Source organism: Brevundimonas sp. PAMC22021, from assembly GCF_019443405.1.
In the GTDB taxonomy this organism is placed as follows: domain Bacteria; phylum Pseudomonadota; class Alphaproteobacteria; order Caulobacterales; family Caulobacteraceae; genus Brevundimonas.
This window is the reverse complement of sequence record NZ_CP080376.1, coordinates 2,651,417-2,671,554: the sequence shown is the minus strand read 5'-3', so window position 1 is coordinate 2,671,554 and position 20,138 is coordinate 2,651,417. Positions and strand designations below refer to the sequence as shown.

At 69.1% G+C, this 20,138-nt stretch carries 21 protein-coding genes; 14 read left to right on the top strand and 7 right to left on the bottom strand.

The window, feature by feature from the left end; all coding sequences use genetic code 11:
- Positions 1-22 precede the first annotated feature (22 nt).
- Positions 23-1,771 (top strand): MFS transporter, encoded by a 1,749-nt coding sequence (locus KY493_RS13185; protein WP_219896778.1) that lies wholly within the window; start codon positions 23-25, stop codon positions 1,769-1,771.
- Between the two features lie 54 nt (positions 1,772-1,825).
- Here the strand turns inward: KY493_RS13185 and KY493_RS13180 are convergent, their stop codons facing one another.
- A complete protein-coding gene (locus KY493_RS13180) occupies positions 1,826-1,963 on the bottom strand; it encodes an entericidin A/B family lipoprotein (RefSeq protein ID WP_219896777.1) in 138 nt (45 codons plus the stop codon).
- Positions 1,964-2,131: 168 nt separating this feature from the next.
- On the opposite strand from KY493_RS13180, the gene KY493_RS13175 reads away from it, so the two are divergent.
- The 4 genes from KY493_RS13175 to rplS are packed head-to-tail and all read left to right on the top strand — an operon-like array spanning position 2,132 to position 5,863.
- On the top strand, positions 2,132-3,991 hold the full coding sequence (locus KY493_RS13175) for a DUF885 family protein (RefSeq protein WP_219896776.1): 1,860 nt from the start codon (positions 2,132-2,134) through the stop codon (positions 3,989-3,991).
- A 22-nt stretch (positions 3,992-4,013) separates the two neighbouring features.
- Complete coding sequence (locus KY493_RS13170; RefSeq protein ID WP_219896775.1) at positions 4,014-4,646, top strand: glutathione S-transferase family protein; 633 nt, start codon at positions 4,014-4,016, stop codon at positions 4,644-4,646.
- A gap of 47 nt (positions 4,647-4,693) precedes the next feature.
- Positions 4,694-5,407 (top strand): tRNA (guanosine(37)-N1)-methyltransferase TrmD, encoded by a 714-nt coding sequence (gene trmD, locus KY493_RS13165; protein ID WP_219896774.1) that lies wholly within the window; start codon positions 4,694-4,696, stop codon positions 5,405-5,407.
- A 36-nt stretch (positions 5,408-5,443) separates the two neighbouring features.
- Positions 5,444-5,863 carry a 50S ribosomal protein L19 gene (gene rplS, locus KY493_RS13160; protein ID WP_219896773.1) on the top strand — a complete coding sequence of 140 codons (420 nt, stop codon included), beginning with the start codon at positions 5,444-5,446 and terminating at the stop codon, positions 5,861-5,863.
- 59 nt (positions 5,864-5,922) lie between these two features.
- Here the strand turns inward: rplS and KY493_RS13155 are convergent, their stop codons facing one another.
- Positions 5,923-6,408 carry a PA2169 family four-helix-bundle protein gene (locus KY493_RS13155; protein WP_219896772.1) on the bottom strand — a complete coding sequence of 162 codons (486 nt, stop codon included), beginning with the start codon at positions 6,406-6,408 and terminating at the stop codon, positions 5,923-5,925.
- Between the two features lie 133 nt (positions 6,409-6,541).
- Between KY493_RS13155 and trxA the strand changes: the two genes are divergently transcribed.
- The 3 genes from trxA (at position 6,542) to KY493_RS13140 (ending at position 8,487) form a co-directional block, all read left to right on the top strand.
- Complete coding sequence (gene trxA / locus KY493_RS13150; RefSeq protein WP_219896771.1) at positions 6,542-7,444, top strand: thioredoxin; 903 nt, start codon at positions 6,542-6,544, stop codon at positions 7,442-7,444.
- A gap of 45 nt (positions 7,445-7,489) precedes the next feature.
- A complete protein-coding gene (locus KY493_RS13145) occupies positions 7,490-8,149 on the top strand; it encodes an LON peptidase substrate-binding domain-containing protein (protein ID WP_219898573.1) in 660 nt (219 codons plus the stop codon).
- Positions 8,150-8,292: 143 nt separating this feature from the next.
- Positions 8,293-8,487 (top strand): Trm112 family protein, encoded by a 195-nt coding sequence (locus KY493_RS13140; RefSeq protein WP_219896770.1) that lies wholly within the window; start codon positions 8,293-8,295, stop codon positions 8,485-8,487.
- Here KY493_RS13140 and KY493_RS13135 read toward each other — a convergent pair.
- Positions 8,484-9,737, bottom strand: a complete 1,254-nt coding sequence (locus KY493_RS13135; protein ID WP_219898572.1) for a UbiH/UbiF/VisC/COQ6 family ubiquinone biosynthesis hydroxylase — start codon at positions 9,735-9,737, stop codon at positions 8,484-8,486. The two genes, KY493_RS13140 and KY493_RS13135, sit on opposite strands and share 4 nt — an antisense overlap.
- Positions 9,738-10,138: 401 nt before the next feature.
- On the opposite strand from KY493_RS13135, the gene KY493_RS13130 reads away from it, so the two are divergent.
- The 3 genes from KY493_RS13130 (at position 10,139) to KY493_RS13120 (ending at position 14,446) form a co-directional block, all read left to right on the top strand.
- Entirely contained in the window at positions 10,139-12,619 is a 2,481-nt protein-coding gene (locus tag KY493_RS13130) for a DNA translocase FtsK (protein ID WP_219896769.1), read from the top strand.
- A 248-nt stretch (positions 12,620-12,867) separates the two neighbouring features.
- Complete coding sequence (locus KY493_RS13125) at positions 12,868-13,566, top strand: outer membrane lipoprotein carrier protein LolA (protein WP_255567901.1); 699 nt, start codon at positions 12,868-12,870, stop codon at positions 13,564-13,566.
- Positions 13,567-13,648: 82 nt separating this feature from the next.
- Positions 13,649-14,446 carry an exodeoxyribonuclease III gene (locus KY493_RS13120; RefSeq protein ID WP_219896767.1) on the top strand — a complete coding sequence of 266 codons (798 nt, stop codon included), beginning with the start codon at positions 13,649-13,651 and terminating at the stop codon, positions 14,444-14,446.
- Here the strand turns inward: KY493_RS13120 and KY493_RS13115 are convergent.
- The gene (locus tag KY493_RS13115) at positions 14,443-15,852 is read right to left on the bottom strand and encodes an SLC13 family permease (RefSeq protein ID WP_219896766.1); all 1,410 of its coding nucleotides are present in this window, start codon (positions 15,850-15,852) and stop codon (positions 14,443-14,445) included. The two genes, KY493_RS13120 and KY493_RS13115, sit on opposite strands and share 4 nt — an antisense overlap.
- A gap of 82 nt (positions 15,853-15,934) precedes the next feature.
- On the opposite strand from KY493_RS13115, the gene KY493_RS13110 reads away from it, so the two are divergent.
- Positions 15,935-16,774, top strand: coding sequence for a hypothetical protein (locus tag KY493_RS13110; protein WP_219896765.1), 840 nt, complete (start codon positions 15,935-15,937; stop codon positions 16,772-16,774).
- 4 nt (positions 16,775-16,778) lie between these two features.
- Here KY493_RS13110 and KY493_RS13105 read toward each other — a convergent pair whose 3' ends face one another.
- Both KY493_RS13105 and KY493_RS13100 read right to left on the bottom strand, forming a co-directional pair.
- On the bottom strand, positions 16,779-17,465 hold the full coding sequence (locus tag KY493_RS13105) for a response regulator transcription factor (RefSeq protein WP_219896764.1): 687 nt from the start codon (positions 17,463-17,465) through the stop codon (positions 16,779-16,781).
- Between the two features lie 62 nt (positions 17,466-17,527).
- On the bottom strand, positions 17,528-18,253 hold the full coding sequence (locus KY493_RS13100; RefSeq protein ID WP_219896763.1) for a YggS family pyridoxal phosphate-dependent enzyme: 726 nt from the start codon (positions 18,251-18,253) through the stop codon (positions 17,528-17,530).
- Between KY493_RS13100 and KY493_RS13095 the strand changes: the two genes are divergently transcribed.
- Positions 18,252-18,917 carry a thiamine phosphate synthase gene (locus tag KY493_RS13095; RefSeq protein WP_219896762.1) on the top strand — a complete coding sequence of 222 codons (666 nt, stop codon included), beginning with the start codon at positions 18,252-18,254 and terminating at the stop codon, positions 18,915-18,917. The genes KY493_RS13100 and KY493_RS13095 overlap by 2 nt on opposite strands.
- Here the strand turns inward: KY493_RS13095 and KY493_RS13090 are convergent.
- Positions 18,907-19,305, bottom strand: a complete 399-nt coding sequence (locus tag KY493_RS13090) for an NtrZ family periplasmic regulatory protein (protein ID WP_219896761.1) — start codon at positions 19,303-19,305, stop codon at positions 18,907-18,909. The genes KY493_RS13095 and KY493_RS13090 overlap by 11 nt on opposite strands.
- 327 nt (positions 19,306-19,632) lie before the next feature.
- Here KY493_RS13090 and KY493_RS13085 point away from each other — a divergent pair, with 327 nt between their 5' ends.
- Positions 19,633-20,088 (top strand): DUF3576 domain-containing protein, encoded by a 456-nt coding sequence (locus KY493_RS13085; protein ID WP_219896759.1) that lies wholly within the window; start codon positions 19,633-19,635, stop codon positions 20,086-20,088.
- Positions 20,089-20,138 lie beyond the last annotated feature (50 nt).

Genomic DNA, 20,138 nt, shown 5'->3' with positions numbered 1-20,138 from the left:
CGCCGCCGGAGCCGTAAGCCGCATGACCGACGCCGCCTCGCCCAAGTCCGCCTCTCGCCTTGGGGGCCTGGCGGTCTACGGCGAGCGGCGGGTGTTCATCATGCTGCTGCTCGGGTTTTCGGCCGGCCTGCCGAACCTGCTGATCTTTGACACCCTGTCGGCCTGGCTGCGGGAAAGCGGCCTGTCGCTGGAGGTGATCGGCTTCTTCGCGCTCGCCACCCTGTCCTATTCGCTGAAGTTCGTCTGGGCGCCGCTGATCGACCGGACGGCGATTCCCGGCCTGACGCGCCTCCTGGGTCACAGGCGGGCCTGGATGCTGACGACGCAGGTCGTGATCATCCTGGGCCTCTGGGCGATCTCGGGCCTCGATCCGGCGAACGCCCTGCTGCAGGTGGCGCTGTTCGCCACCCTGGTCGGCTTCTTTGGTGCGACCCAGGACATCGTCATCGACGCCTGGCGGATCGAGGCCGCCGACGACAGCCGCCACGGCGCCATGGCCGCCGCCTATCAGATGGGATACCGCGTCGCCATGATCGTGGCCGGCGCCGTGCCGCTAGTCCTGGCCGACCTCTACAACTGGAACCTGTCCTATGCGGTGATGGCGGCGCTGATGGGCTTCGGCGTCGCCGGCGTGCTGTTCGCCCCGCGCGAGAAGGCCCATGAGGTGCGCCGCATCCCCGTGGGCGACGCGCCATCGCGTCCCGCGCTGGAAGGGCTGGAGTGGATCGCGCGGCTGCTGGTCATCGCCGCTGCGGCCTGCGTGATCGGCTCCGGCCTGACCGGCCAACCGGGTCCGCTGAACGCGCTGTTGTCCCTGTTCGGTTTGAGCGACGGCGGGCGCGAGGCCGTGGCCGCCGCCTGGGAAGCGCGGCCGGAGGGCGTCTATCTGCAGGTCGCCTCGGTGTTCGGGGGCTTGAGCCTGCTGGTGCTGGCCTGCTGGCCGATCCCGCGCCTGCGCACGCGGCCGGGCGCCTATCTGGCGGGATCGTTCGGAGAGCCGTTGCGCGATTTCTATCGGCGGTTCTCGGGCGTGGCGACGCTGATCCTGGCGCTGATCTGCGTCTATCGCCTGGCTGACTTCGTGCTGAACATCATGAACCCGTTCTACCTGGACCTCGGCTTCACCAAGACCGAGCTGGCGGAAGTGCGAAAGGTGTTCGGCGTGGTGATGACGACGCTGGGCGTGCTCGTCGGCGGCTGGTCGGTGGCCAGGCTGGGCCTGATCCGCACCATGGTGATCGGCGCCTTCATGAGCCCGGTGTCCAACCTGGTGTTCGCCTGGCTGGCGACGCAGGGACCCAGCCTGCAGGCGCTGTTCGTCGCCATCGGCGTCGACAACCTGGCCACCGGCTACGCCGGCACCGCCTTGATCGCCTATATGTCCAGCCTGACCTCGATCGGCTTCACCGCGACCCAATATGCGCTGTTCAGCTCGCTGTATGCCCTGCCCGGCAAGCTGATCGCCTCGCAGTCCGGCCGCATCGTCGAGGCTTCGGCGCGGGCGGCGGAGGGCTCGGGACCGTTCTCGGGCCTTCGCGCGCTGTTTGCGGGGTTGCCGGAAGGCTCGCTGGCGGCGGGCGCGGCGACCAGCGGCGTCACGCGGGAGGCCCTGGGCGCCGGCTATGTGACGTTCTTCCTGTACTCGACCGCGATCGGTGTCTTCGCCGTGATCCTCGCCTTTATCGTGGCGCGCAAGCAGACGGCGCTTCAGGCCCGTCTGTCGAACCAGGCCGAGAGCGACGTGGCCCGGGTCGAACCGGCGCAGACATGAAAAAGGGCCCGCCGGCGACCGGCGGGCCCTGTTCCGAACCGTCGAAGGATCGACTTAGTTCTTGGCGTCTTCAGCGCCCGAGGTCACGGCCGAACCGGCGGCCGAGACGTCGCGGCCGGCGCCCGAGATGGTGTTGCAAGCCGACACGGCCAGGGCGGCGGCGACGACGGACAGAGCGATGATCTTGCGCATTTTGGGTATCCCTAAACGGTGAAGCTCTGAAAACGCCGACCCCCGGCTCGGGTTGCATGACGATGATGAAGCGGATGAAGGTGTTGCAGCCGCGCATCTGACGCTTCGGTAACTTGCGTCGGAGAGCGTGCCCTGTGAAGCTCCCTGCCGTTCTTGGGGGAGCCGCCGATGCGCCGATTTTTGATGGTTACAACCGCCGTGCTGGCCACGCTGTCAGCCGCGCCGGCGGCTTGGGCGCAAGGCGTTGCGGGGGCGCAAGCGGGTCCGGCGACGCAAGCCGCCGCGCAGGGCGAGGACGCGCGTCTCGCCGCCTGGTTCGAGACGGCCTTCGACCAGTCGCTGGCGCTCAGCCCCGAAAGCATGACCTCGCTGGGGATCAAGACCGACTACGACAAGCTGGACGACTACACCGACGCCGGCTCGGCGCAGGGCCAGGCGCTGGCCGAACGGCAGCTGGCGGAGATGAAGGCCGGCTTCGATTACGACGCGCTGTCGCCGCAGAGCCAGGTCAGCTGGCGGCTGTTCGAGCACGGCGTGGTGCAGAGCCGGCTGGGCGAGCAATGGCGCGACTGGGGCTATCTGTTCGCCGCCAACCGCAATCCGACCACCGGCCTGCCGGTGTTCCTGATCAACGAGCACGCGGTGGACAGCGTCGAGGACGCCCGCGCCTATGTGGCGCGCATCCGCGAAGCCGAACGCGTCATGGGCGAGGTCACGACGGTGCTAAAGGCGCGGGCCGACAAGGGCGTGATCTCGCCGGCCTTCGTCTTCGCCCCGTCCATCGCCAATACGCGTCAGGTGATCGCGGGCGCGCCGTTCGACGATGGCGAGGACAACCCGGTATGGGCCGATTTCAACGAAAAGGTCGAGGCGCTGGACGCCGACGCCGCCGCCAAGGCCGCTCTTCTGGACGAGGCGCGCGCCGCCCTGACCGGACCGTTCCGCCGAGGCTACGACACGGTGCTTGCGGCGCTGGGCGAACTGCAGACGCGGGCCGAGGCCATGCCCGACCGGAACGCCGGCGTCTGGCGCCTGCCGAACGGGAAGGCCTACTACAACGCCCGCCTGCAGCTCTCGACCACCACCGAACTGACGGCGGACCAGATCCACGACATCGGCCTGAGCGAGGTCGCGCGCATCCAGGCCGAGATGGAGGCGATCAAGGCGCAGGTCGGTTTCACGGGCTCGCTGCAGGACTTCTTTGTTTTCCTGAAGACGGACCCCCGCTTCCAGTATCCGAACACGCCGGAAGGCAAGGAACAGTATCTGACGGACGCGCGGGCCTTTATCACCCAGGTCATGGCGGCGGCGCCGCAGTGGTTCTCGACCCTGCCCGAGGCTGAACTTGAGGTGCGAGCGGTGGAGCCGTTCCGCGAGGCCACCGCGTCCATCGCCTTCTACAATGCCCCTGCGCCCGACGGGTCGCGGCCGGGCATCTACTACGTCAACCTGTCGGACATGACCCAGGTGCTGAAGCCGCAGATCGAAGGCATCAGCTATCACGAGGGCGCGCCCGGCCACCATTTCCAGATCGCCTATGCGCAGGAGTTGGGCGAGATGCCTCGCTTTCGTCGCTTCGGCGGATACGGCGCCTATGCCGAAGGCTGGGGCCTGTACGCCGAGGGACTGGGCAAGGAGATGGGCTTCTACCAGGACCCCTACTCCGACTTCGGCCGGCTCTCGACCGAGCTGTGGCGGGCGGTGCGGCTGGTCACCGATACGGGCCTGCACGCCAAGCGGTGGTCGCGCGAACAGGCCATCGACTACTTCCGCCAGAACTCGCTCCTGAGCGAGCGCGACATCGTCAAGGAGGTCGAGCGCTACATCACCAACCCGGGCCAGGCGACCAGCTACAAGATCGGCGAGCTGAAGATCGAGGAATTGCGCGACAAGGCGCGCGCGGCGCTGGGCGACCGCTTCGACATCAAGGCCTTCCACGCGGTCGTGCTGGGCTCGGGCTCGGTGCCGCTGGACGTGCTGGAGGAACAGGTCGACGCCTGGATCGCGGCGGGCGGCGGCCAATCCTGAAGATAATGGAGAGACACACGCCATGACCAACGACCTCGTGCTCTACACCAATCCCATGTCCCGGGGCCGCATCGCGCGCTGGATGCTGGAGGAGATCGAACAGCCCTATCAGGTGGAGGTTCGGGCCTTTGAGCAGCTCAAGTCCCCCGAGTTCCTGGCCGTCAACCCGATGGGCAAGGTGCCGACCCTGGTGCATGGCCAGGCTGTGGTGACCGAGGCGGCGGCGATCTGCGCCTATCTGGCCGACGCCTTTCCGCAGGCCGAACTGGCGCCCGCGCCGAGCGATCCCCTGCGCGCCCTCTATTACCGCTGGCTGTTCTTCGCAGCCGGGCCGATGGAGGCGGCGGTGACGGCCAAGGCGCTGAACCTGCTGGCTCCGGCCGAACGCGCGGGCATGGTGGGCTACGGCTCTTTCGAGCAGATGGTCGATGCGCTGGAAGGCGCCGTCGCCTCGGCCGATCCCTGGCTGTGCGGCGAGCGGTTCACGGCCGCCGACGTCTATCTGGGCTCCCAAGTGCTCTGGGGCATGCAGTTCAAGACCCTGCCGGAGCGCGAGGCGTTCACCGCCTATGCGGCGCGACTGACGGCGCGGGACGCCTATCGTCGGGCGGCAGCGGCCGACGACGCCCTGATCCCGCCGGCCCCCCAAGCCTGACTGGCCGCAGGCGCGCGGCCGATGGTTTTGCGCTATGAGCGCGCGCCATGACCGCCGCCCGTCCCTTCACCGCCACCGTCCTGACCATGTTCCCCGAGGCCTTTCCGGGCGCGTTGGGGGTGTCGCTGATCGGCACGGCGTGGCGGGAGAAGGGGCTGTGGGCGCTGGAAACAGTGGACATTCGCGACTTTTCCACCGATAAGCGCGGCTTCCTGGACGACACCCCCGCGGGTGGCGGGCCGGGAGCCGTGTTGAAGGCGGACGTGGTGGCCCGCGCTCTTGATTCTGTCGAGGGCGACTCCGGGTCGCGGCGGCCGCTTTTGTACATGAGCGCCCGGGGTCGGCCCCTGACCCAGGCGCGCGTCAAGGACTGGGCGAAATCGGACGGCGTTGTCGTCCTTTGCGGCCGGTTCGAGGGGGTGGACCAGCGCGTGCTCGACGCGCGCGGGTTCGAGGAGGTCTCCGTCGGAGACGCGGTTCTCGCCGGCGGCGAGGCGGCGGCGATGCTGGTGATCGAGGCGTGCGTACGACTGATCCCCGGAGTTCTGGGCCAGGCCGCGAGCCTGAGCACCGAAAGCTTCGAGGACGGGCTTCTGGAGCATCCGCAGTACACGAGACCGCGGACGTTCGAGGGGCTGGAGATACCCGAGGTGCTGCTGTCGGGCGATCACGCAAGGATCGAACGGTGGCGCCAGGCGCAGCGGGAAGAGACCACGCGGGAACGGCGTCCGGACCTCTGGGCCGCTCGCCCCGCCAAATGACAGCTAAAGGGCGCTAAAGCCCAGGAGACAAGAACCATGAACCTTCTCCAGCAACTCGCTGCCGAAGAAAAGGCGCGCGTCCTCGGCGATCGCACCATTCCCGAATTCCAGCCGGGCGACACCCTGCGCGTCAACGTGCGCATCAAGGAAGGCGAGCGCGAGCGCGTTCAGGCCTTTGAAGGCGTCTGCATCGCCCGCGACGGCGGCGGCGTGAACGAGACCTTCACCGTCCGCAAGATCTCCTTCGGTGAAGGCGTGGAGCGCAAGTTCCCGATCCTGTCGCCGAACATCGAGTCGATCGAGGTCAAGCGTCGCGGCGTGGTGCGTCGCGCCAAACTGTATTACCTGCGCGATCGTCGCGGCAAGTCGGCCCGGATCGCCGAGCGTCAGACCGTGCGTCCCGCCAAGGGTGCGGTGGTTCCGGATACGGGCTCGGCCGAGACGACCGAGGGCTGATTTCCCGGCCTCACGGCATGAACAAGGCCCCGGCGGAAACGCCGGGGCCTTTGTTGTTTCTACTGCGGGTACAGCGGGCTGGACGCGTCGCGTTGGCCTTCCAGGCTGTGCTTCAGCGCGCTCATCTCGTCGTGGCCGACCTGAACGGAGGCGTAGGCGCGGCGGATCACGTCGCGCGTGGTGGCCGAGATGCGCTGGTCCTCCAGCGCCCGTTCGAACCGGGCCTTCAAGTGGTCCTCGCCGCTTTCGACCGAGGCGACGACCGACTGGTCGTCGCGCAACAGCGCATGTTTGATGTCCAGAAACGCCCGGTGCGCCTTGGCCAGGATCGAGCCCTCGTGATCCGGCTCTCCGCCCAGGCTCCGCACCGCCGCTTGCAGATCGGCGGCGACGCGTCCGCGCTCCTGCGCCCGCTGCTCGAACAGGCCGCGATAGCGCGGCTGATCCGTGTCCTTGGCCGCCTCGCGATAGCCGTCGACGCTGTCCAGCGTGGATTCCAGCAGGTCGTTCAGCACCTTGATGTCGTGGTCGTTGGCGGAGTTCATTGGGGAGGTTCCTCTTCTTCGCTGACGGAACACACCAGAACGGCGACGGTTTCCGATCCGGGCGCTTGAGTCCGGGCGCGGGGGCGACCATCTCTCCCGTTCGCGCGTTACCGACCTGAACAGGGACCGATCCATGACCTTCGCCGACCCGACCACCGCCAAGGACGACCTGATCAAGGACGGCTCGGACGCCAGCTTCATGACCGACGTGATCGAGGTCTCGCGCACCACGCCGGTGATCGTGGATTTCTGGGCGACCTGGTGCGGGCCGTGCCGGACGCTGGGCCCCGCACTGGAAAAGGCCGTGCGCGCCGCCGGCGGCAAGGTGCGGATGGTCAAGATCGACGTGGACAAGAACCCGGCCTACGCCGGCCAGTTGCGGGTGCAGTCGATCCCCACCGTCTACGCCTTCGTCAACGGCCAGCCGGTGGACGGCTTCCAGGGCGCGGTGCCGGACAGCCAGATCAAGGCCTTTATCGAAAAGCTGACCGGCGGCGCGGGCGGGGCCTCGCCCGAGATCGACGAGGTGCTGGCCATGGGGGAGGAGTCTCTGGGCCTCAACGACTTCGGCGGCGCGGCGCAGGCCTATGCGCATGTGCTGTCGATCGAGCCGGAGAACCCCAAGGCCATTGCGGGACTGGCCCGCGTCTATCTGGCCGGCGGCGACGTCGAACAGGCGCGCCAGACCATCGCCATGGCGCCGCAGGACTCCACCGAACCGTCGGTGCAGAGCGTACGGGCCCAGCTGGCGCTGGCGGCCTCGGCTCCGGCCGCCGGCGAGAACGCCGAGCTGGAGGCCCGCATCGCGGCCGATCCCAACGACCACCAGGCCCGCTTCGACCTGGCCCAGGCGCTGGCGGCGTCCGGCGACATGAAGGGCGCAGCCGATCACTTGCTCGCCATCGTGCAGGCGGATCGCGAGTGGAACGAACAGGCGGCGCGCAAGCAGCTGCTGACCGTGTTCGAGGCCGCCGGCGCCATGTCGGACGTGGCCAAGGACGGACGGCGGCGGCTGTCGTCGATCCTGTTCTCGTGACCTGCCGTCCCGCATGACCTGCCCTCCCACATGACCTGGAAGTCGATGGCGCAAGGCTACAACAGGGCGGCGGACCTGCCGCAGGTGATCCCGGTGTTTCCGATCGGCGGGGTCATCGTGCTGCCGCGCGGCCAACTGCCGCTGAACATCTTCGAGCCGCGCTATCTGAACATGATCGACGACGCCATGGCCGGCGACCGGATCATCGGCATGGTCCAGCCGAGCGGAGGGTCGCGCGAACTGCCGGGTCTGTCGCCGATCGGCTGCGCGGGGCGGATCACCTCCTTCGCCGAAACGTCCGACGGGCGCTATCTGATCACCCTGACCGGGATCAGCCGTTTCCGGATCACGAGCGAGCTGCCGTCCAAGGCGCCCTACCGGACGGTGCGGGCGGATTTTTCGCCGTTTGAAGCCGACCTGATCGCGCCGGACGCAGATGACGAGGCGTTCGATCGACATGGATTCCTGGACGCCTTGCGGGTCTATCTGGAGCATCGGGCGCTGGAGATCGACTGGGACACGGCCGAGGGCGCGCCGGTCGAGGCGCTGATCAACAGCCTGTCCATGGCCCTGCCGTTCGAGCCGGCGGAGAAGCAGGCGCTGTTGGAAGCCGCAGACCTGCTGCGACGCGGCCAGGCCCTGACCGCCCTGATGCGCATCGACGCCGCCGACGCCGGCGACGACGCCTCTCCCTCCATGCAGTAGCAAGCGCGCGAGATAAGCCCTGCGCCTGGGCTCAAGTCGTGCGAAGCACGGTAGCCCTCAAAGAATGGCTCAAGTAGCGCGACCGCGCGATAGCCCCTAAAAGCGTGCCCTCAAGTAGCGCGACGCGCGATAGGCCCCTGAAGATGTCCGACGCCTTCCACACGCCCGCCTCGGTCGATCCGCGCCTGCTGGAGGTGCTGGTGTGTCCGGTGACGCGGGGCAAGCTGACCTATGACCGCGCCGCCAACGAACTGGTCTCGGCCGGCGCCAAGCTGGCCTATCCGATCCGCGAGGGCGTGCCGATCATGCTGGCGGAAGAGGCGCGTCAGCTGGATTAGAGCCATTCGCCCTTCAGGAGGCGCGGCAGGTCGCCGGTGGCGCCGCCGGCCTCATGCATGAAGGCGCGGCGCAAGGGGGCGATGCGGTTGACGGCGGCCATGCCGAGATTTCGCACAAGCCGAACCGGCGCGAGGTCGTTGGAGAACAGGCGCACAAAGGCGTCAAAGCCCGCGGCCAGGGCGGCGTTGTCGAACCGACGCCAGCGGGCGTAGCGTTCCAGCACCGTCTCCGAGCCGATGTCCTCGCCAAGACGCGCCGCGTCCGTCAGCACCTCTGCGAGGGCGGCGGCGTCCTTCAGCCCCATGTTCAGCCCCTGCCCCGCCACTGGGTGCACGCCGTGGGCGGCGTCGCCGATCAGGGCGATGCGCGGCGCATGCAGCCGCTCGGCCAAGGACAGCGCCAAGGGATAGACGAAGCGCGGCCCCTCCACCGTCACCTCGCCCAGGAAGTCGCCGAAGCGGCGCATCAGATGCGCGTGGAAGGCGGCGTCGGACGCGTCTCGCAACGCCTCGGCTCGGCGCGTGGTCTCCGTCCAAACCAGGCTGGCCCGTTGATCGGTCAGAGGCAGGATGGCGAAGGGCCCGCCGGGCAGAAAATATTCGTGCGCCACATTGCCGTGGTCGCGGCCGAGCCGCACCGTCGCCACCACCCCGCTCTGGCCATAGCTCCAGCCCACCGTATCGATGCCCGCAGCCGTGCGCACGCGCGACTGACGCCCCTCGGCGCCGACCACCAGCGGCGCATGCAGCGCCCTCCCGTCCGACAGGGTGACGGTGGCGCGGCCCGGCCCGGCCTCGACCGAGGCGACGGAGGCGGGCGCCAGCACTTCGATGCCCGCCGTCTGCACGCCTTGCGCCAAGGCCGCGCGGATGCGGCGGTTCTCGACCATATAGCCCAGCGGCTCGCCGCCGGTGCGCCCGCCGATCTCATCGGCGTCGAAGCGCAGAAACGCCGGCGAGGCCGGGCGGCTCGCAGCGCCGGGCCTGCGGCCGTCCGTCACCAGGATGCGGTCCATGCGACACGCGTGCGGCCGCAGCGCTTCACCCAGTCCCAGCACGTCCAGCATACGAAACGTGGAAAAGGCGATGGCGGTCGAGCGGCCGTCGAAGGTGGGCGCCAGCTGTGCGTCGAAGGGCTGGGAATCGATCATCACGACCTTCAGCCCGCCCTGCGCCGCCGCCAGCGCAAACGTCGCGCCCGACAGGCCCGCGCCGGCGATGATGATGTCGTGATCTTCAGCCTGGGTCATGCCGGCCTTGTCGCGCCCCAGCCTCTCGCCGTCCACCCTTCTCCCTGTTGCGCAGCAATGGGGAGGTGCGTCAGCGCGGTGACGCGTTCTGGCCGACACAGGGTGGTGAGTGCATCCAGCACCGCAGACCCCTCCGTCTCGTCAGCTACGCTGCCGAGCCACCTCCCCATCCGCGACGCGGATGGGGAGGAGAGCACAACGATCGTCCTTCTCCTCCCTGTCGCGGAGCGATGGGGAGGTGGCGCGGCGCGTCAGCGCCGTGACGGAGGGGTTCTGGTCGGAGCCGGCAGTGAGTAGATCCGCCGCCGCAGACCTCTCCTCCCCGACGGCTGGTAAACGCCTCTTAACCCTGTTGGCGCGACAAGGGGCGGATCGTTCGCGCCAAGGGTGTCCGCCCCGTCATGTCCACCGCCCTCGCCATCGGCCATCAAGCCTGGATCAGCGCTCGCGTGCTGTGGGGCGCGCCCTTTGTTGTGCGGTTCCGGGGCGTGCTGCAGGCCTTGCTGGCGGCGCTGCTGCTGGTGGCGTTGGTGTCGTGGAACCCGGCCGATCCGAGCCTGAACGCGGCCTCGACCGCCGCTCCGAGCAACTGGCTGGGGATGAACGGGGCGCTGTTCGCCGACCTGTTCATGCAGACGTTGGGGTTGGCCGCGTGGCCGGCGGCCCTGCTGCTGATCGCCTTCGGGCTGGCGCGGGCGGTGGGCGATGCGCTGGGTCAGAGGCTGACGCCGACGCCTCTGAAGGCGCTGGCCGCCACCGGATCGGTGCTGGCGCTGTCGGCGGCGTTGTCGGCGCCCGTCGCACCAGCCGCCTGGCCGCTGGCAACGGGGCTGGGCGGCCTTTGGGGCGACGGGGTCACCGGTCTGTTCGCAACCGGCGTGGCGGCGCTGAGGATGCCGGGCGGCCGGTGGATCGCGGGCTTGCTGTTCCTGATCGCCGGCCTGTGGGCGGGCGGATACGCCGTGGGGCTGAGGATCGCGGATTTGGGCGACGCCCTGCACTGGGGCCGATCGCTGCGTCGCGCGCGCCAGCCGACGCCGGAGGTCAAGGCGCCGCCCGCGCCCAACCCCGCTCGCAAGCCGCGCGTCCGCGCCGCTGACGTCGCGCAGGAGCCCACCCTGGATGACGGTGCGCAAGGCCTCTCCCGCCAAACCATTTCACGTGAAGCGGCGGCCGAGGCGCACGCCGACACCTTCTCGGCCCCGCCGCCGTGGGAAGATGAAGACGCCGACGACCAGGCTCCGCTGATGCCGGTTCCGGCCACGCCCGCACAGCGCACCGCCGCCTCCGCCCCCGAGCCGCGCGTGGCGGCGGTGAAGGCGCCCAGGCCCGCGCGCACGGACGTGGACCAGACCGCCTTCGACTTCGCCCGGCCCGAGGGCGAGTTCGACCTGCCTCCGCTCGGCATCCTGGCCAAGCCGGTTCAGCGCACCGCCTCGGTCGACGAGGAGTCGCTGAAGGCCAACGCCAAGATGCTGGAAGGCGTGCTGCAGGAGTTCGGCGTGCGCGGCCAGATCGACCAGATCCGCCCGGGTCCTGTCGTCACCCTCTATGAGCTGGTGCCCGCGCCGGGGGTCAAGCACGGCCGCGTCGTGGCCCTGGCCGACGACATCGCCCGCAGCATGTCCGCGCGCGCCTGCCGCATCAGCGTGGTACAGGGCCGTAACGCCATCGGCATCGAACTGCCTAACGCCAAGCGCGAGACGGTGTACCTGCGCGACCTGCTGGCCAGCGCCGAATACGACAAGAAGGGCCACCTTCTGCCGCTGGCGCTGGGCGAAACCATCGGCGGCGAGCCCTATGTGGCGGACCTCGCACGCATGCCGCACCTGTTGATCGCGGGCACCACCGGCTCGGGCAAGTCGGTGGGGGTCAACGCCATGATCCTGTCGATCCTGTATCGCCATTCGCCGGCCGAATGCCGCTTCATCATGATCGATCCCAAGATGCTGGAGCTGTCGGTCTATGACGGCATCCCGCACCTGCTGGCGCCGGTCGTCACCGATCCCAAGAAGGCGGTCGTGGCGCTGAAGTGGACCGTGCGCGAGATGGAGGACCGATATCGCCGCATGTCCAAGCTGGGCGTGCGCAACGTCGCCTCCTACAACGAGCGCGCGGTCGAGGCGCAGAAGAAGGGCGAGCATTTCGAACGCACGGTCCAGACCGGCTTCGACGAGCAGGGCCGCCCGGTCTACGAATCCGAGAAGATCCGGCCCGAGCCCATGCCCTATCTGGTCGTGGTGATGGACGAGATGGCCGACCTGATGCTGGTCGCCGGCAAGGACGTGGAAGGCGCCGTCCAGCGCCTGGCCCAGATGGCGCGCGCCGCCGGCATCCACCTGATCATGGCGACGCAGCGGCCGTCGGTGGACGTCATCACCGGCACCATCAAGGCCAACTTCCCGACCCGCATCTCCTTCCAGGTCACGTCCAAGATCGACAGCCGCACCATCCTGGGCGAACAGGGCGGCGAGCAGCTGCTGGGTCAAGGCGACATGCTCTATATGGCCGGCGGCGGGCGCATCACCCGCCTGCACGGTCCGTTCGTCGGCGACCACGAGGTGGAGGAGGTGTGCAAGCACCTGCGTAGCCAGGCCGAGCCCGACTACCTCGACCTGATCACCGACGAGCCAGACGGCGACGGCGACGGCGCGATGGGTGGCGAGGACGGCGCCGGCACCGGAGACGACCTGTACGACCGGGCCGTGGCAGTGGTGACGCGCGACCGCAAGGCCTCGACCTCCTACGTCCAGCGCCGGCTGCAGATCGGCTACAATCGCGCCGCCACACTGATCGAACGCATGGAACAGGAAGGCGTGGTCAGCCCCGCCAACCACGCCGGCAAGCGCGAGGTGCTCGCCGGCCCTCCGCCTATAATCTAGGGGCGCCCGGCTCGAGGCGCGGCCGCTCGCGGCTTGAGCGCCGGATTGCCCGCTCCCCTCGAGGGCGAAGAGGAACGGTGTGGGCTTGACCACGTTCTTCTCCCGCCTCCAAGCCAAGCTTGGCCGTCTGCGATGAACGCTGCTTCATCGGAGCGCCGGAATATGGCCAGGCTGGCGTCATGCGGACGCCAAGCCGGCCCGGCATGAAGGCGACACCCACAATCCCGAACGGGAGCGAGAAGAAGACCATGACCCAACGCGCCGCCACCCGCGCTTCAGCCCGCGCCATCGCCGTCGACCAGCACGACGCCGCCCGCCGCAATCTCCTGCTCGGCATGGGCGCCCTGACGGGCCTGGCCGCTCTCGGCGCGGCCCTGCCGGCCGATGCGCAGAGCAATCTGTCGGCCGAGGATCGCGCCGCGTTGCAGCAGGCGCAGACCTATCTGCAGAACCTGAGCGCGGCCCAGGGGACCTTTGTCGAGACCAGCGGCGCCCAGCGCCGCGAGGGCCGTTTCTACCTGCAGCGGCCGGGCAAGATGCGGTTCGAGTACACCAACCCGCAAGGGCTGCTGGTCGTCTCGGATGGGTCGAACGTCAAACGCTATGATCCGCGCCTGAACGTCTTCCGCCAGGTGCCGCTGAGCGCCACGCCATTGTCCACCTTCCTTGCCCGCAACGTCCGGCTGGACCAGGGCGTGCGGATCGAGCGGGTGACGCGGATGGACTCCGGCGCCTTCGCCATCACCGCGCGCGACAGCCGCCGGCCGAACGATGGCCAGGTCATCCTGGCCTTTGCCGGCAGCCCGATGCGCCTGCGCGAATGGACCATCACCGATGCGCAAGGCCAGCGCACGCGCACCCAGCTGACCAGCCTTCAACCGGCGTCGGGCCTTTCGGCCAGCCTGTTCCAGCTGCGCGACCCGACCCGCCGTCCGGGACGCAATTAGGGTCGCTACGCTCGCGACGCGGTCGCTCGCCGCTTGAGCGCCTTGCTAGGTATGAGGCGTCTGGCCTGCTAAGGCGCGGGCCATGACGCTTCGCCTCGCCACCTGGAACATCAACTCGGTTCGCCTGCGCATCGACCAGGTGGCGCGGTTCGTGGCCGAGCGCGCGCCGGACGTCCTGATGTTGCAGGAGATCAAGTGCACTACGGACCAGTTCCCGCGCGCGGCGTTCGAGGACATGGGCCTGCCGTATCTGCGGGTGCGGGGCCAGAAGGGCTGGCATGGCGTCGCCATCGCCTCGCGCCTGCCGATCGAGGAGAATGCGACGCTTGAGGTCTGCAAGCTGGGGCACGCGCGCTGCGTCTCCGGTCGGATCGCGGGCGTGGACGTTCAGAATTTCTACATCCCGGCCGGCGGCGACACGCCGGACCGTGAGCTGAACCCCAAGTTCGATCACAAGATGGACTTCTACGAACGGCTGACCGACGAGATCGGCCGCCGGGACAAGGCCGCGCCGCTGGTGCTGGCCGGCGACTTCAACATCGCGCCGGGCGAGAACGACGTCTGGAACCACCGCTACATGTCCAAGATCGTCAGCCACACGCCGATCGAGGTGGAGACGCTGAATCGGCTTCAGGAAACGGGCGGCTTCGCCGACGTGCTGCGCGACCGCTTTCCCGAGCCGCAGAAGCTGGCCAGCTGGTGGAGCTATCGCGCCGCCGACTTCAGAAAGTCGAACCGCGGCCTTCGGCTGGATCACATCTGGACCTCGCCCGGCCTGACCCCGGCGGTGGCGCCCCAAACCGCCCGCATCCACGACGACGTGCGCGAATGGGACCGCCCCAGCGACCACGCGCCGGTGACGGTCGATCTGGACCTCTAGAACGGAAAAAAGATCGGGATCGCCACCATGGCCGCGAGCCAGGTGATCAGGTTCAGCGGCGCGCCGACCTTGACGAAGTCCATGTAGCTGTAGCCGCCCATGTTGAAGACCAGCACATTGGTCTGATAGCCGAAGGGCGTCGCAAAGGCCGTCGAGGCCGCCATCATCACGCACACCAGGAAAGGCCGGGGATCGACCCCAAGGCTCTCCGCCAGAGCCACCGCTACGGGCGTGATCAGCACGGCCACCGTGGCGTTGGAAAGGAGCTCAGTCGCCAGCAGCGTCACGCCGTAGAGCACGATCAGCGCGCCCATGGGTCCAAGCGGCCGGATCACGTCGATCAGCCGCTCGGCGCCGGCCTGAGCGAGGCCCGTGACCTCGATGGCCGTGCCCACCACCACCATGCCCGCGATCAGCAGCAGGATTTCCGGACGCAGGCCGGCGTAGGCCTCCTCCGGCGTGATGACCCGCAGGAGGATCAAGGCCACCGCGCCAGAAAAGGCCGCAGCTGCGATGGGCGCCCAGCCGAAGCCGGCCGCTGCGATGACCAGGACGAACACGCCCAGCGACATCAGCGCCGGCCGCAGGCGGAAAGGCCGATCGGCGGCGCCGTATAGCTCTACATCGCCCAGATTGGCGTCGCCTGAGCCATCGGACAGGTTGCGCGCCTCGCCGATGCGCGGCAGGCCGAACGGCAGCACCCGCCGCCGGCGGCGCGACGCCTCCAGGCTGGCCGTCCGACGCGCTTCCTCCAACTCGGCCACGCGGACCGCTTCGGCTTCATCCATGGCGACGGACCGGCCGAGCTGACGCGCGCCCACGAAATAGAGCCACAAGCCGCCCGTCGCGGCGATGCACAGGCCCACCGGCGTGATCTCGAACAGGCTGAACACCGGCTGGCCGGCGTTACGCGCCATGTCGTTGACCAGGAGGTTGGTCGAGGTGCCGATCAGGGTCAGCAGGCCGCCCATCACCGTCACATGGCTGAGCGGCATCAGGAACCGCTTGGGCGACAGGCGCAGCGACTGGGCCACGTCACGGATCACCGGGGCGGCCAGCACCACCACCGGTGTGTTGTTCAGAAAGCCGCCTACCGAGCCGCACAGGCCGATCACGATCCAGATTCCCGCCGCGCCGATGCGCGCCGCCAGACGCGTGGCGTTGCGGATCAGCAGCCCCAGCAGCCCCGACATTTCGATGGCGTAGGCGATCACGAACAGGCCGGCGAGGGCGATCACCGCCGGGCTGGCGAAGGCGCCCTGCACCTCGACCGGCCGCACCACGCCCAGCAACAGCAGGACGGCCGCTCCAGTGAGAGCCACAACGTCGGCCCGCGCCTTGCCATGGATCAGCACGCCCACGACAGCGACAAGCACCGTCAGCGCCACGGCTTGGTCAAAAGTCATAGGGGCCTGCAGACCGTTTCCCTTAGCTTGCGTCAACCGTCATGACGGGCTCTTTCAGAGACTCCCATGCTAGAAGGGTTGCATGTTCAAACCGGTCGCGCTGATCCGCCCGTCGATGGTCATCCTTGCGGCGTCCGCCCTTGGTCTTTCCGCCTGCGAGCGCAAGGAAGCGCCACCCCCGGTTCCGGCCGTCGTCCCCCCGGTCAGCGCTCCGCCGGCCGTAGCCATCGCGCACGATCCGACCCTGGATCGCGCCGAACTGCTGCAGGCGCTTGACGCCGCCGCCTCGGCCTATGCGGCGGGAACGCCCGGAGGCGCGGACACGTCCCTGGCCGGCCGGCGCTTTGTGGTGCGCCAGGCTTTTGGCTGCGCGGGCGCCGTGCCGGCGGAGGCCGAAGGTCTGACCGAAGAAGGTCTTGCGAGCGCCGCGCGGGGGGCGGATGGCAGGACGCTCAGGCTGACCTTGTCGCCGGGCGACTGGACAGGGTCACCGCTGATCGCGGGCGGCGCCGAGACCTGGGAGGCGGCGGAGGGCTTCTGGCTGACGCGGCCCTGGATGCGGAGCGAGAGCTGCCCCGGCGCGGCGTCCGACCCGCTGGCCAGCGAAACGGGTGCGCCGTCGCCGCAGACGATGGGGCTGGCGGCGGTGTTCGAGGCTGACGGCTCTCGCCTGGGGCGGCGCAACGGACGCGCCTACAGCTTCGTGGTCCGGGGCGAGAACGACCAGCCGGCCGCGGTCCCGCCTGGCGGGTATCGCCTGGTGCTGGAAGGACGCATGGCCGCCTTCTCCGACGGCCGCGCCATCCGCTGCCGCGCCGCCAGTCCCGATCAGCGGCCGGTCTGCATTGGCGCCGTTCGGTTGGACCGCGTCGCTTTCGAGGACGCGCAGGGCGCGGTGCTCAGCGAGTGGCGCGCCGCCTGAAGCGTCAGGGCTGCAGCCGGTAGCCGCCGGCGTCCGTCAGCAGCAGGCGCGCCTGGCCGGGCTCGGGCTCGATCTTCTGGCGCAGGCGATAGATGTGGGTTTCCAGCGTGTGGGTGGTCACGCCGGCGTTGTAGCCCCACACTTCGGTCAGCAGCTCCTCGCGCGACACCGGCTTGGCCCCGGCGCGGTAGAGGTACTTCAGGATGTTGGTTTCCTTCTCCGTCAGCCGGATCTTGCGATCCTTGGCGTCCACCAGGACCTTGGCGGCGGGTCGGAACTCATAGGGACCGATCGAGAAGACCGCATCCTCGGATTGTTCGTGGCTGCGCAGATGGGCGCGGATGCGGGCCAGCAGGACGGCGAAGCGGAAGGGCTTGGTGACATAGTCGTTGGCGCCGGCGTCCAGTCCCAGAATGGTGTCGGCGTCGGCCGCCTGGGCCGTCAGCATGATGACCGGCGTGGACACGCCGTCCTTGCGCAGCAGGCGGCAGGCCTCGCGCCCGTCCATGTCAGGCAGGTCGACGTCCAGCAGGATCAGGTCTGCCCGCACCTCGCGGCCCATACGCACGCCGTCGGTGGCGGTGGCGGCCTGGACGGTGCGGAACTCCTCGTGCAGGGCCAGCTGCTCGGCCAGGGCCTCGCGCAGGTCGTCGTCGTCGTCGATGATCAGGATGGTCTTTGGGGCGGGCATCACAACAGAATGGCGGGGCTTGACGGCTACGCCAAGGCTTGAACGATGGAAATCACGCGGCGTTACAGCGCGGGCGCATCTTTAGAGGGCGCAACCGGCGGATTTCGTTCCCCGAACAGCGCCGAACCGACCCGGACATGCGTGGCGCCAAGGCGGATCGCGGTCTCAAAGTCGCCGCTCATGCCCATGGACAAGACCGACAGGCCATTGCGTTCAGCGATGCGGGCCAACAAGGCGAAGTGGGGGCCTGCGGCTTCCTCGGCCGGCGGAATGCACATCAGGCCCTCGACCCTCAGGCCGCAGTCACGAGCATGAGCGACCAGGGCATCGGCGTCGCGGGGATGAACGCCGGCCTTTTGCGGCTCGGCGCCGGTGTTGACCTGGATCAGGACGCGCGGCTGGATGCCCGCCTTCTGACCCGCGTCGGCCAGGGCGCGGGCGAGCTTCTCGCGGTCCACGCTTTCGATCACGTCGAACAGGGCCACGGCGTCTTGGACCTTGTTGGTCTGCAAGGGACCGATCAGCCGAACTTGAAGGTCCGGGAGATCGGCGCGGCGAGAAGTCCAGCGGCCCTGCGCCTCCTGCACCCGGTTCTCGCCGAACACGCGCAGACCGGCGGCCAAGGCGGCGTCGATCGCCTCAGGTAACTGGGTCTTGGATACGGCTGTCAGGATCACGCCCGCCGGGTCGCGGCCCGCAGCGCGAGCGGCCGCTGCGATGCGACCGCGCACGGCGCCGATGCGTTCGGCGATGGACGCGGGTCGGTTGGCGGGGGATGAAGCGGTCATGATCCTGCCGGAAGACTACAGCGACGAGGCGCGCGCGCTCTGGAACGCCGCGCTTGATCTAAACCGCGCCGCCATCGCTGTCAGCCCAGGCGCGGGACGTCTGCCGCCCCTGCTGTTCTTCACCGATCCGGATCGAACGCCGCGCCCCTGGGAGACGGCGGCGCGGCTGCCGAGGGGGGCCGGCGTGGTGTTTCGCGCCTTCGGCCGCGCCGAGGCGCTGGAGATCGGGCAGCGGCTGAGAGCAGCGACGGCCGGACGTGGAGTACGCCTGCTGGTCGGGCGGGACGCCGATCTGGCGGTGAGGCTAGAGGCGGACGGGGTTCACCTGCCGGAGCGCGCAATGGCCGAGGCGACAGCGATGCGCCGCATCCGGCCAGATTGGCTGCTGACCTCAGCCTGGCACGGCGCGCCGCTGCAGATCGGGGCGGTTGATGTCGACGCGCTGGTGCTGTCGCCGGTGTTCCCGGCCGGAGGCGCCTCGGCGCGCAAGCCGGCCTTGGGCGTGAGCGCCTTCAGGGCGAGGACGTTGGCGGCGCCGTGCCCGGTCTATGCGCTTGGCGGCGTCAATGGCGCGCGTGCGGCTGGGCTGGCGGAAAGCGGCGCATGCGGGATCGCCGGCGTCGAGGCGATCCAGGCCGCGTTCGCCCAGCCTGCTAGAACTTGAAGATGCTTTCCAGGCGCACGCGCGGCTGGGTGCGGGCGCCGGTCTCGGGGGCGCGGGCCGGGTCGGTCTCGGGTGCGGCGAGGCCGGCCGCTGCGCCCACGCGCAGGCGATCGTTGAGACGATAGTAGGCGCCCGCCTCCACGTCGCTCCAGTCCTGCTCGCGGCCGACCGGCTGGTTCAGGTTGAAGTCGAGACCCCAGCGGCCACGGTCGTTCAGGCGCAGACCGCGTCGCTGGCTCGGCGCGGCGCGCTGGGCGTTGGCCGCCTCGGACAGGGTAAGCGCCTGGCCCCGGTTCGCCTGAGCCTGGCCTTGCGCATGCGCGACGGCGCCCGTGCTTAACAGCACGGCAAGGCTCAACGCCGATATCGACAGGCCGCCAGCACGCATTTCCAACCCTTCGACGCCTAAAAAGGCGCAGAACTTCCTGAACCGGCGTTTTCGCCGTGAGCCGGTGGATTAGACACCCGCCGCTCGCCCGGTCAACGCAACGTCAACGTCTGGAGCCGGTTCCTCGACATCTTGCCCGCGCCATGTGTCGCCGACGTCACGGCAATGCGGCGGAAACCGCCAAAGGGGCGATGCGCCGCCGACCGGCGTCCGCCTTGTCATCGCCCCTTTTCGCCGTGTTATAGAAGATCGCTGCGGTCACGGTGCGCCGGATCAACCGCGCGCGTGACGGACCGTCCGCGATCACTTGGTTTGGAGACTATCCCGATGGGCCTCAACAAGGCTTTGGTTCGCGGCGCGACGGTCGCCCTGGTCGCCTCGGGCGTGGCGCTGGCGGGCTGTTCCAGCCTGCCGTTCGTCGGCGGAGAGCGCCGCGCGCCCCGCGCCGACGTGCAGCAGGGCATCGGCGTCAACGGCTATCTGTGGCGCGCCTCGCTGGACACCCTCAGCTTCATGCCGCTGGTGACCGCCGATCCGTGGGGCGGCGTGATCAACTATGACTGGTACATCAATCCGCAGACGCCCAATGAGCGGTTCAAGGCCACCGTCTTCATCCTGGACACCCGTCTGCGCGCCGATGCGCTGAACGTCACCGTGGTCAAGGAGGTGCGCGGCGCCGACGGCCAGTGGACGGGCGCCCCCGTCGCCGCCCAGACCGAGGCGGACCTAGAAAACGCCATCCTGACCAAGGCGCGCCAGCTGAACCTCGCCAACGCGGGTTAAGGCCCACGGCTTTTCTCTGTGGCGCTATCGGCCTTTGGCCTGCTTGAGCG